This window comes from Streptococcus sp. A69 (genome assembly GCF_058556195.1).
The window spans coordinates 313,571-325,826 of record NZ_JBZUJU010000002.1 but is presented as its reverse complement, the minus strand read 5'-3'; the positions used below and the strand labels follow the sequence as shown (position 1 = coordinate 325,826).

Genomic DNA, 12,256 nt, shown 5'->3' with positions numbered 1-12,256 from the left:
TACTTATTTTTCGTCATACCAAGAGTAGTGGAATGTTCCTTCTTTGTCTTTACGTTGGTAAGTGTGAGCACCGAAGTAGTCACGTTGTGCTTGGATCAAGTTAGCTGGAAGGTCAGCTGAACGATAGCTATCAAAGTAAGTAATGGCTGCTGAGAAAGTTGGTACTGGTACACCAGCTTGAACAGCAAGTGCTACGATATCACGTACAGATTGTTGGTATTTCGCTGTTACATCCAAGAAGTACTCATCCAAAAGAAGGTTGGCAAGGTCTGCATCACGGTTGTAAGCATCAGTGATCTTTTGCAAGAAACGAGAACGGATGATACAGCCAGCACGCCAGATAGATGCGATGTCCGCAAATGGCAAGTTCCAGTTGTTTTCTTTAGAAGCTACACGCAATTGGGCAAAACCTTGTGCGTATGAAATGATTTTTGAGAAGTAAAGGGCTTGACGAATCTTTTCAATCAACTCAGCCTTGTCTCCTTCAAACTTGAAGGCGGCTGGTTTTGGAAGTACCTTGCTAGCATGTACACGCTCTTCTTTGTAAGTAGAGATGTAGCGGGCAAATACTGACTCCGTGATGAGTGACAATGGTACACCAAGGTCAAGTGATGATTGGCTAGTCCATTTACCAGTTCCTTTGTTACCTGCAGCGTCAAGGATGTAGTCTACGATTGGTCCTTCTTGACCTTCATCGTCTTTACGGCTTAGGATATCAGCTGTGATTTCAATCAAGTAGCTGTCCAATTCACCCTTGTTCCACTCAGTAAAGATTTCAGCCATATCTTCTGCAGAAAGGCCTAGCAAGTGTTGCATAAGGTCATAGCTTTCTGCGATCAATTGCATGTCACCATACTCGATACCGTTGTGAACCATTTTCACATAGTGACCAGCTCCATCAGGACCGATGTAAGTCACACATGGTTTGCCATCTTCTGGTGCTTTAGCTGAGATTTCTTCGAGAACATCAGCAACCAATTCGTAGGCTTCTTTTTGTCCACCAGGCATGATAGAAGGACCTTCAAGGGCACCTTTTTCACCACCAGAAACCCCAGTACCGATAAAGTTGATACCTGAGTTTGCCAATTCTTCATTACGACGGATGGTATCTTTGTAGAAAGTATTTCCTCCATCAATCAAGATATCACCCTTGTCAAGGTGTGGAAGAAGGGCTTGGATCGTAGCATCTGTACCAGGTCCAGCTTGAACCATCAGCATGATGCGACGAGGCTTCTCGATTGAGTTTACAAAACTTTCCACGTCATAGCTTGGTACAAATTTCTTTTCTGGATGGCAAGCAATCACGTCTTCTGTTTTTTCTTTACTACGGTTGTAAATGGCAACTGTGTAGCCACGAGATTCGATATTTAGGGCAAGGTTACGACCCATTACGGCCATACCAACAACACCAAAGTTAGCTTTTGTCATAAGACACTCCTCTTGTTTAATATGTTTTATTTTATCATTTTTACCTAGGAAAGGAAAGGATTTTGTAACGGACTCCTAGTAGTCCAAGTCATCCGCGTGACCAGCTCCATTACCGACAAAGTACCCCGTCTTACAGTTGAGAGTAAAGAGATAGGTTCCATCTGGTTTGTAAAGGTTGTAATAACCATTTCCGTTTACGATATTGACCCGTTCTAGGATATATTGATTGCCAGTGATATAACCGCGAGCACGTGATGTTGCTAGGATTTGTTCCAAAACACCATCTGCAAAAGTCCAAGCAGGGTTGTTGCTATCGTCTACAGCTGTTTGGTTGTATGGCACACGACTAGCACTTCTTTGAAGGTTGACACCATCGCTAGACAAACCACCATTCGTATCTCTAGCTGGTGCTGTGGTACTTGTTGAAGGTGTAGTGCTGCTCGCATTGCTTTCTGTAGCTGAACTTGAACTTGCTTGACTAGAGCTTGAGTTTGAACTAGAAGCACTGGTTTGTTGGCTCTTACCAAGGCTAATGGCCTTATCCAAGAGCTTGTCTAATTCTGTGTTACCTGTTTTGATTTCTGTAAACTTAGCGTCTGCCTTGGCCTTTGCATTAGTATCCAAGATACCATCAGTAATAGCTGGACTTTCAAAGAGGGCATTGACATCTTGGATGGCCTTGATTTGAGTTGCTAAACTATCGTATTTTGACTTAGCTAATGTATGATCACGACTGCCTTCTAACTTATCTAGCAAGGTTTTCAGTTGACTCAACTTATCGAACTGGCTATTTTTTAACGCTGTCTTATTTTCATCTGTATAGAAGGAATCATAGAGCGTATTAAACTCTTGCAAGTCAGTTTGCGATTCCTGATTTCCTGAAGATGATTGAGAAGACTGGATTTCTTGGCTCGAACGAGATACCTGACGGTAAACATAATACGTCCCAGCAAGAACAAGAATTGCAGCTACCACAGAAACGATGGTAATCACACGTCTCTTTTTAGAGCCTGTTTCAGGTTCCGTCTGTACTGATCGTGATAGGGAAGTATAGGTTTCTTCTTGTTTCTCATTTTCCTCATTCATTTCCTTGGATGCTGTTTCTGTTAAAACGAGAGGCTCTATTTCAGTACTTTCCTCATCTTGAAGCGGGGAAACAAACTGAGTAGTTTCTTCATTGTCTATCTCTTCAATAGATTTCTCAATAACTACATCTGACTCTTCTACCTCTCCAGAAGTCTCACTAGATTCTCGCACTTCTTGAATCATATCTTCTAGACTTTGAGTAGAAGCCAGTTCTTCTTTTTTAAACTGACGAGTTTCAAACTTGTCGGCTTCGATTTCTTCACGGTGCTGTTTGATGTATTTGTCCAAGATATTGTCCTCAGGCAATACTCCAGCTTCCACCTCTTCGTTCTTACGAATTACTTGACCAACAGTCAAATCTTTTGCTTCATCAAAGCCGAATTTGGGTTCTTGATGTCCTTTTTTATGACGATCATGTCTTTTCTTGCTCATGAGTTTACCTTTCTATTTACCTCTTGGCGTTTCACACGCTGACCAAAGTATTGATACAAATCCACTTTTAAGGTCCCGTTATAAAGTTTTCGTTTTTTATCTGCTGGACTTCCATACTTACTTTCAAAAGCTTCGTCACTGGTCAGGATAAACTTACTCCAGGTTTTCAGTGGCGCAAAGACCTGTCCCATCTCAGCATAAAGTTTCGTAACTCCTGCATCATCGGACAAGCGCTCCCCATATGGTGGATTGGAAATGATGACTCCATTTACCTTGTCTGAGCGCAAATCTTGTACCCGCATTTGCTTAAAGGCGATATCTCCTGCAATACCTGCTGCTTGGGCATTTGCCTTGGCAATTTCTACCATACGAGCATCAATATCACAGCCCATGATATCCAGTTCTATCTCACGATTAATTTTCTTAGCAGCATCAGTACGGACCTCTTGGATTAACCGATCGCTAACCCAGTTCCATTCCTCAAAAGCAAAGGAACGGCGAAGACCCGGCGCCATCTTTCTGGCAATCATAGCCGCCTCAATACAGAAAGTTCCTGAACCACAAGTCGGATCAATCAAGGGCTTGTCTGGATACCAGTTAGATAGTTGTAAAATGGCCGCTGCCATATTTTCCTTGATTGGCGCTCCACCTTTTTCCGTACGATAACCTCGTTTAAAGAGGCTAGAACCTGTCGTGTCAATCATAACAGTTGCCACATCCTTAAGGATGGACACCTCAATCTTAAACTCAGGACCAGTTTCCATCAAAGGAACTCCTTCCGGGCGGGCATAGTGTTTTTGTAATTTCTTCACAACAGCTTTCTTAGAAATGGCCTGAACACTGGGCTCGTTATGAAGTTTTGACTTAACACATTTGGCCTTTGAAATCGGGAAACGTGCTCCTAGCGGGAGATAATTTTCCCAATCTAGAGCAAAAACACCTTGAAAAAGCTCTTCAAAGGTCTTAGCTGGAAAGCTTCCAACTACAATCTTGATGCGATCCGCTGCACGAAGCCAAAGATTGGTCTCAATGATTGCCTTCACATCTCCTTGGAAGCGGACACGCCCATTTTCAACCTGGCAATCATAACCAAGGTCTCGCACCTCACGTCCAACGACAGCCTCAAGACCCGCCGCAGCAGTTGCGATTAAATTAAATTGTTCTTTCATTTCTAGTCTTGCAAGACCTTTCTTTTGTTCACTTTAAAAAATGAGGTTGAGAAAGATTTCTCAGCCCCAACCTATATGCAATTTTCTATAAGCCATGTTTTGTTCCAGAAGTGACTAGGACCACTTCCTTCGATAATCATCTGTCTACCACTAACAGCATAAATCTGCTAGTAGTCAGAGTACTACGTTCGTTTCCGTGCACTCCATGCCCCGACCAAAATTTGGGTTGCTAGCTTGAGGGGTTTACCGCGTTCCACTCTCTCCGTTTCCAGAAAGACTCCGTCACTGTGGCACTTTCAAGCCTATTCTGACCTATCCGAAGACTTAGCCATTTCGACTGCCGTAACGATCTCTCGTCCCTAGGCTTATGGTTTCGCCTAGCACAAACACTACAGGCATCACAGCCTGTGCTAGCATGGACTTTCCTCATGAAAAGAGATTCTCTTCACGCGATTATCCAAAAATTGCACTCATCCCTTACTCAATATCAATCTTGATTGTCTAAGACTTGCTTACCAAATACTTCTTTTTCGAGACGATTTAAGCGTTTCAAAATATCAAAATTTGTCATCGAGGTAGAAGCGGCAACTTCGATAGAATCAGGCTGAGTTGGAGCCGCCTGTGGTTTACGAGACAACTCCTCCTTCAAATCGGCAATTTCTTGGCGAAGGGATTTAACCAAAGCCGCGTAGGTTTCATAATCCTTAATCACATCATCTAGGAATTCATCCACCTCTGCTCTGCTATATCCACGTACTTCGCGTCCAAACTCTTGTTCAAAAATATCTTTTGCTGAAAATATAATACTTGCCATGTCTCTCTCCATTCTGGGTTACTAGTATTATTATATAAAAAAAGACAAGTAAAAATCAAGGTCAAAGGGTTACTTTTCAGAAAAATTTTCTGCTAGTTCATTCAAATCCTCAAATGTTAATCGTCTTGTAACATAGTCCGCTTGATTTTTCATCATTTGATAAAAATATTGTAACTTAGTTTCCTTTTCTTCATCATAAAAAAGATAGCAAATATCTGTGTTCTCCAGTAAGAATTTCTGATAATCACGTAGTTGTCCCTTGTGTTCATACTGTGAATAGGCATATTTGACAAAATCAACTTGCTTGAATTCGCTCAACTTCACTTGATTGGCTTCATTCCAGTTACTGCCATGGGTTTCAAAATCAAAAATGGTCGCCAGCTGAAATCCATAGTCTATTTTCATGTCTTTTGCCACCTGAAGCACCCAGTACTCAAAGCCCAGAGCCCCAGTAAATACAAGCCAGTTCACCCCTTCCTCCGCTAAACGCTCCAGGTCTCTCCGAATAGCTGTTTTGATAATATCAACGCGAATATCCTTATCATTAAAGAGACCAAGGTCGAAGGCAGAATAGCCTAAAATCAAGGCTGTTGTCATTTTTAACCCTTTCTTTGTAAATTTATGATATAATAGAGTGATGTTATTGTACCAATAAGGAGAATTATGGTCAACTATCCACATAAAATTTCATCACAGAAGAGACAAGCTCCCCCGTCACAAACTAAAAATTTCGCAAATCGGGGAATGTCTTTTGAAAAGATGATCAACGCTACGAACGACTACTATTTGTCACATGGGCTAGCAGTGATTCACAAGAAACCAACTCCCATCCAAATCGTACGTGTCGACTATCCCCAACGAAGTCGAGCTAAGATCGTTGAAGCCTACTTCAGACAAGCTTCAACCACAGACTATTCAGGGGTTTATGATGGATATTACATCGACTTTGAAGCAAAGGAAACTAGGCAAAGAAATGCAATTCCGATGAAGAATTTCCATCACCATCAGATTCAGCATATGGAACAGGTCCTTGCTCAGCGAGGAATCTGCTTTGTCCTTCTTCACTTTGCTTCTCAGCAAGAAACTTATTTATTGCCGGCCATTGACTTGATTCGTTTCTATCATCAAGATAGGGGACAAAAGTCAATGCCACTTGGATATATTCGAGAAAATGGATATAGGATTGAGCCTGGTGCCTTTCCCCAGATTCCCTATCTCGATATTATCAAAGAACATTTACTAGGTGGTAAAACAAGATGAACAAACAAACTATCCTGCGAATAGCTAAGTATGTCAGCATCTGTCTCTTAACTGTATTTATCGCAGCAGTTGTGCTAGGTGGAGGACTCTTCCTCTACTATGTTAGCAAGGCTCCAGCCCTATCTGAAAGTAAACTAGTCGCTACAACGTCTAGCAAGATCTATGACAAAAACGATGAACTCATTGCCGATCTCGGATCAGAACGTAGGGTCAATGCACAAGCAAACGAAATACCGACCGATTTGGTCAACGCTATTGTTTCGATTGAGGACCATCGCTTCTTTAATCACCGAGGAATTGACACGATCCGTATCCTAGGTGCTACCCTCCGAAACCTTCGTGGTGGTGGAGGTCTGCAAGGAGCTTCAACCTTGACGCAGCAGTTGATTAAGTTAACTTATTTTTCTACGTCAACTTCTGATCAAACCCTTTCTCGTAAGGCTCAGGAAGCTTGGTTAGCCGTTCAGCTAGAACAAAAAGCGACTAAACAAGAGATCTTGACCTACTACATCAACAAGGTCTATATGTCAAACGGTAACTATGGTATGCAGACTGCTGCCCAAAATTACTATGGTAAGGACCTTAAAGATTTGAGTATCCCGCAGTTGGCTCTCCTTGCTGGAATGCCTCAGGCGCCAAATCAGTATGATCCATACTCACATCCAGAAGCAGCTCAAGAACGACGCAATCTCGTCCTCTCTGAGATGAAGGGGCAAGGTTACATTTCAGCTGAGCAATATGAAAAATCGATTAATACTCCGATTACAGATGGACTTCAAAGCCTAAAATCGGCTAACAGTTATCCTCCATACATGGATAATTACCTCAAAGAGGTGATTGACCAAGTTGAACAGGAAACAGGTTATAACCTTTTAACGACGGGTATGGAAGTCTACACAAACGTTGATTCTAAGGTTCAACAACGTCTCTGGGATATTTACAATACGGAAGAGTATGTCAACTATCCAGATGATGAGTTGCAAGTGGCTTCTACGATTGTTGATGTCACAAACGGAAAAGTTATAGCCCAACTAGGTTCTCGTCACCAATCAAGCAACGTTTCCTTTGGAATCAACCAAGCTGTTGAAACCAACCGAGACTGGGGATCAACGATGAAGCCAATCACAGATTATGCCCCAGCTTTGGAGTACGATATCTATGATTCAACTGCTTCAATTGTTCACGATGTTCCTTACAATTATCCTGGAACAGACACTCCCGTCTACAACTGGGATAGAAGTTACTTTGGAAACATAACACTCCAGTATGCTCTCCAGCAATCACGGAATGTTCCAGCTGTAGAAACCTTGAATAAGGTTGGTTTAGACAGAGCCAAAACCTTCCTAAATGGACTTGGTATTGACTATCCAGATATGCACTATGCAAATGCCATTTCAAGTAATACAACTGAATCTGATAAAAAGTATGGAGCAAGTAGCGAAAAGATGGCTGCTGCTTACGCGGCTTTTGCTAACGGTGGTATCTACCGCAAACCGATGTATATTAACAAAATTGTCTTTAGTGATGGCAGTTCGAAAGAATTCTCTGATCCTGGTACTCGTGCCATGAAAGAAACGACAGCCTATATGATGACAGATATGATGAAAACTGTCTTGGCATATGGAACTGGTCGAGGAGCCTACCTCCCTTGGTTGCCACAGGCTGGTAAAACTGGTACATCAAACTACACGGATGATGAGATTGAAAACTACATCAAGAACACTGGTTATGTAGCTCCAGACGAAATGTTCGTTGGGTATACTCGTAAATATTCAATGGCCGTTTGGACTGGTTACTCGAATCGCCTGACTCCTATCGTTGGTGATGGCTTCTATGTTGCTGCTAAGGTTTACCGTTCGATGATGACTTATTTATCTGAAGATGATCATCCTGATGACTGGACTATGCCAGAAGGACTCTACAGAGGTGGAGAATTCGTCTTTAAAAAGGGTGCACGTTCTGTGTGGACTGCTCCTCAGCAAAGTTCAACACCTGAAAGCTCGACACCTGAAAGCTCGACACCTGAAAGCTCTAGCTCAACTTCAGAGAGTTCTAGTACGCAAGAAAGTACAACAACTCCAAATTCGGGTACGAGCGAAAACAATACACAACAACCAAACCCAAGAACCAGCGAGCAAAATCAAACACCCCAGATACAACCTCGAAGACGATAATTAAACCCAATTTAAAAATGATCAAATAGTGTTAAAAGGTTAAAATCCATATCATTAAATATTATTAAATTATTCTCCTTTATTCAGAAAAAACTAGATAGTTTTTTCTGAATAATATGCACAGCCATCTTGAACTGCACCCCAATCGTTAGACATAAAATCTAACGATTGGGGTGCTATTTTTATGAAATTAAGTTATGAAGACAAGGTTCAAATCTATGAGCTCATAAAACAAGGTCTAAGCTTTGACCAGCTTTCAAAAAGATTTAGGGTGGATGTTTCTGGACTAATGTACATGATTCGCCTGATTGACAGGTATGGGATAGCCATTGTCCAAACAGGAAGAATAATTATTATTCTCCAGATTTGAAACAAGTTCAGACCATGCTTGAGAAGATATTTCCAACTAAATCATATAGTGGAACAATCCTTCACCGTGACCAAGGCTGGTAATATCAGTACCAATCTTATAATCAGTTTTTAGAGAACAAGGGCATTCGTCCATCTATGTCACGTAAAGGGAACAGTCCTAATAACGGAATGATGGAATCTTTCTTTGGAATACTTAAATCTGAGATGTTTTATGGCTACAAGAAAACGTTTAAATCATTTAAGTGATTGGAACAAGCCATTGTAGACTACATTGATTATTACAACAACAAACGAATTAAAGTCAAACTAAAAGGATTTAGTCCTGTTCAATACAGAACTAAATCCTTTGGTTAAATTAATTGTCTAACTTTTGGGGCTCAGTACATTCCCAATTAGAAAATTTTTCCCACAATCAAAAGTTATCGACTTAAAGAGATGACTGGGAACTTGAGACAACCATTGATTGATGGAGGCCTCAATATCACTTGCTTTCCGTCCATTGATTTTCAGTGTGATGATGGCTTTTGAGCAGCGTTCTACTGAGGTAATGACTGCAATTTTGTGTTTCTCGCCAACAATGGTATCTCCTTCTAGGTGACCAAATTCTGTCTTAAAATTAGGATAACTGTTTGCTCTCTCACATAAATCTCTGCGCAACGCTTGTTTTCCTCGTTTTTCGCTATGACCATTTGGTTTTCTTTTACCTATCCAAGGGAGATCCTCTTTCTTTAGAATACCGCGGTCTGCTAGTCGATAGAGAGTTCTCATAGAACAAGAAATCCTATCTGGATAAGCTCCCTTAATGACATCAAGGCTCCAATTTTGTTCTAAATGAGTTTGGATAAAGTCTTTTTCTGATTTCGTAAGACTGGTTTTATTCCTGCCACAGAGTTTTTTATTGACTTTATATCGCTTATAGTAATCATAAGCAGAGCGCCTCTCTTTCAGATAGTTGATGACATTGTAGACTGTCTGTTTTGATCTGCCAAGTGAAGTCACAATATCTGAAACTTTTATGTTTTCTTGATAGTAAGCCTCTATCATTACAAGCTCGTCTGTGGTAAGATGAGTATAGGTTATTTATGTTAGTTCCTTTCAGACAAATGTGGTAGTTTATCTGAGCCTAACATAGATGGCTTTTTCTGTCTAGATTAATTTTACAAATTGGGCATTTAAAAAACTCTATATATAACATATATAATAAATAAACCTATTACAGACATTATAGAAATAAAATTAGAAAAATAATGTATGTAAAATGGATTTAGTATCTAAAAGAAAACTAAATCCATTCTATTATTTCGTAAAAGTTATTTCACATGGTTTGCGAGGTCTTCTTGAGCCTTTTTATTTGACTCTTCTTTTTCTTTCAACCAGTTTTCTTGAGCTTTTTGATACTCTTCTGTTGTTACCGCCTTGTCTTGTACATCTAGGTATTTATACAAGAGGGCTTCGCTCATACCCTTGTTACCAGAGTATGCAAACGGGAGTGTAAATGGTACCATCTTAGACAACATTGGACGACCAGTTTGAGAAGTTGTTGGGATGAGCAAGGCACTGTCTGTCAACCAAGCTTGGGCAGCAGCATATTTTTCATAACGTTTTGAAACGTCAGTAGTTTCTTCCCCAGCTTCCACAACCATTTTTTCATAGTCTTCCAAACCAACTTGCTTAGCCGCAGCATTGTTAGTTCCAGAGTCAAATCCTAGGTAAGTCTTTGTATTTTCCCCTACAGATGGTTTGATAATATCAAGGTAGGTAGAAGGGTCTGCAAAGTCTGGAGACCAACCCACATTATCTGAGATATCCCAATCTTCGCCAGCAGCTGTTTCCGCAAAGTAAGTGATGTTCAAGACATCGTCTTTTTGAAGTTGTTGGATATCGACAACCACATTATCAGATCCTAAGTTTTCTTCAACTGACTGTTTAAAAGATTGGACACGTTGAACTTTTGTTGTATTGGTTTGGTCTACAGGCATATCCAAGTGGATTGGGAATTTCACACCTTCTGCTTGGAGAGCTGTCTTAGCTTTAGCAAACTCTGCTTTGGCCTTATCTGGGTTGTAGAGTCCATCCTGAGCATCATCCAAGTTCACGTTGCTCCACTCGTCACCATAAGTCACCAATTTGTCTTTGACCATTTCGCCAAAGTTCTTTCCATCTGCCTGTACAAATGTAGGTGGAACAAACAAGTTACGAAGCAGTTTAGTTGCCCCGCTTGCACCATTCACTTGAGAAGCATAGGCTGTTCTATCGAAACCAAAAGCAAGGGCTTGACGGAAGTCTTTGTTGAGAAGTGCTTTCTTAGTTGATGTCTTCTGTTCATCTGTAGTCTTAGATGTAAATTTATATGACTGACGGTCAATGTTAGTACCTACTAAGTAAGTAGATGAATCCTGTTGGGTATAAACAATGTTATCCTTAAATGATTTCTCAGTCTCTGGATAGCTAGCACTAGTTGGGAAGAGACGAGCCATTGTAAAGCTACCGTCTTTAAAAGCTTCAGTTGGTTTGTTGGTATCTTGACCATCCCAGAATGATAATTTAACCTTATCGATATGGACATTGTCCTTATCCCAGTAGTTAGGATTTTTCGCAAATTCGACAGAAGATTTAGCAACAATTGATTTGAGTAAGAATGGACCATTGTAGAGAATGCTACTTGAATCAGTTCCCTTAGCGAAGTCATCCCCTTTGGAGTTCAAGAACTCTTCATTTACTGGAGCCAAAACTCCCATCGTTGTCTTAGAATTCCAGAAGCTTTCTGGCTTGTTCAATGTGTACTGAACTGTATAATCATCAAGAGCCTTGATTCCTACTTGAGAGAAGTCTGTAATTTCTCCTTTAACATAGGCGTCCAATCCTTTGATTGATTCTTGAACTAAATAAAGACCATCAGATTTTTTATCAGCAGCATATTTAAGTCCTGTTACAAAGTCTTGAGCTTTGACTTCTGCGTATTCCTCACCTTCAGAGGTATACCATTTTGCATCCTTACGAAGCGTATATGTGTAAGTCAAGCCGTCCTTAGATACAGACCAATCCTCAGCCATAGATGGCACAAAGTTACCATAGCGGTCATTTTCGAGCAAGCCATCAATAACATTACTGGTAATATTTGCAGTAGCTGCCTTACCAGTTGTCAAATAGTTGAGGTTGTCAGGGTCTGTTTCATAGATATATGAGAAGGTTTTCTCAGATTTTGCACTCGATCCTGATCCAGAGCACGCAGCCAGAGTACCAGCTGCCAATAATGTCACACCCGCAAGGGCAAGTAATTTTGAACTTTTCATCATTTTCTCCTTTAAAATTTACATCCCATTATAGACCCTTTTTAGAGAAATGTCAACAGAATTTTCTGAACTTTCTACTTAATTTGGTAAATTCTGAAAAATACTTTTAAGGATATTCTAAAGTAATAACTGTTCGTCTCTCTTGCGCTTCACTAACAAAGTTTATACCGAAAAAAGTTTCACTAAAAACCGATTTTTCTATATTTTTGATATAATTAAGTATAAGAA

At 40.5% G+C, this 12,256-nt stretch carries 8 protein-coding genes, 1 other RNA gene and 2 pseudogenes; 3 read left to right on the top strand and 8 right to left on the bottom strand.

The features are described from left to right. Window positions 1-3 precede the first annotated feature (3 nt). The 6 genes from gnd to AC4ME5_RS05585 all read right to left on the bottom strand — a co-directional run bounded on the left by gnd (window position 4) and on the right by AC4ME5_RS05585 (window position 5,526). Window positions 4-1,428: an NADP-dependent phosphogluconate dehydrogenase gene (gnd, locus tag AC4ME5_RS05610; RefSeq protein WP_000158758.1), complete on the bottom strand. Its 1,425-nt coding sequence runs from the start codon at window positions 1,426-1,428 to the stop codon at window positions 4-6. Between the two features lie 75 nt (window positions 1,429-1,503). Continuing rightward, window positions 1,504-2,946 carry a cell division site-positioning protein MapZ gene (gene mapZ / locus AC4ME5_RS05605; RefSeq protein WP_061588438.1) on the bottom strand — a complete coding sequence of 481 codons (1,443 nt, stop codon included), beginning with the start codon at window positions 2,944-2,946 and terminating at the stop codon, window positions 1,504-1,506. Further along, the gene (locus tag AC4ME5_RS05600; protein WP_084917717.1) at window positions 2,943-4,115 is read right to left on the bottom strand and encodes a THUMP domain-containing class I SAM-dependent RNA methyltransferase; all 1,173 of its coding nucleotides are present in this window, start codon (window positions 4,113-4,115) and stop codon (window positions 2,943-2,945) included. The genes mapZ and AC4ME5_RS05600 overlap by 4 nt, the downstream gene beginning before the upstream one ends. 83 nt (window positions 4,116-4,198) lie before the next feature. Continuing rightward, window positions 4,199-4,580: RNase P RNA component class B (gene rnpB / locus AC4ME5_RS05595), an RNA gene on the bottom strand. Between the two features lie 22 nt (window positions 4,581-4,602). Next, a complete protein-coding gene (gpsB, locus tag AC4ME5_RS05590) occupies window positions 4,603-4,929 on the bottom strand; it encodes a cell division regulator GpsB (RefSeq protein ID WP_007520632.1) in 327 nt (108 codons plus the stop codon). Between the two features lie 69 nt (window positions 4,930-4,998). Continuing rightward, window positions 4,999-5,526: an SLOG family protein gene (locus AC4ME5_RS05585; RefSeq protein ID WP_007520633.1), complete on the bottom strand. Its 528-nt coding sequence runs from the start codon at window positions 5,524-5,526 to the stop codon at window positions 4,999-5,001. A 66-nt stretch (window positions 5,527-5,592) separates the two neighbouring features. On the opposite strand from AC4ME5_RS05585, the gene recU reads away from it, so the two are divergent. The 3 genes and pseudogenes from recU to AC4ME5_RS05570 form a co-directional block, all read left to right on the top strand. Then, entirely contained in the window at window positions 5,593-6,189 is a 597-nt protein-coding gene (gene recU / locus AC4ME5_RS05580) for a Holliday junction resolvase RecU (protein WP_007520634.1), read from the top strand. Continuing rightward, on the top strand, window positions 6,186-8,363 hold the full coding sequence (gene pbp1a, locus AC4ME5_RS05575) for a penicillin-binding protein PBP1A (RefSeq protein ID WP_491800289.1): 2,178 nt from the start codon (window positions 6,186-6,188) through the stop codon (window positions 8,361-8,363). Before recU ends, pbp1a begins: the two co-directional genes overlap by 4 nt. A 357-nt stretch (window positions 8,364-8,720) precedes the next feature. Beyond that, window positions 8,721-9,089: pseudogene (locus AC4ME5_RS05570) on the top strand (transposase); the annotation flags it as partial. A gap of 42 nt (window positions 9,090-9,131) precedes the next feature. Here the strand turns inward: AC4ME5_RS05570 and AC4ME5_RS05565 are convergent. Both AC4ME5_RS05565 and AC4ME5_RS05560 read right to left on the bottom strand, forming a co-directional pair. Next, window positions 9,132-9,815 (bottom strand): annotated as a pseudogene (locus tag AC4ME5_RS05565) (IS30 family transposase); the annotation flags it as partial. Between the two features lie 230 nt (window positions 9,816-10,045). After that, window positions 10,046-12,028 carry a peptide ABC transporter substrate-binding protein gene (locus tag AC4ME5_RS05560; RefSeq protein WP_084939322.1) on the bottom strand — a complete coding sequence of 661 codons (1,983 nt, stop codon included), beginning with the start codon at window positions 12,026-12,028 and terminating at the stop codon, window positions 10,046-10,048. Window positions 12,029-12,256 lie beyond the last annotated feature (228 nt).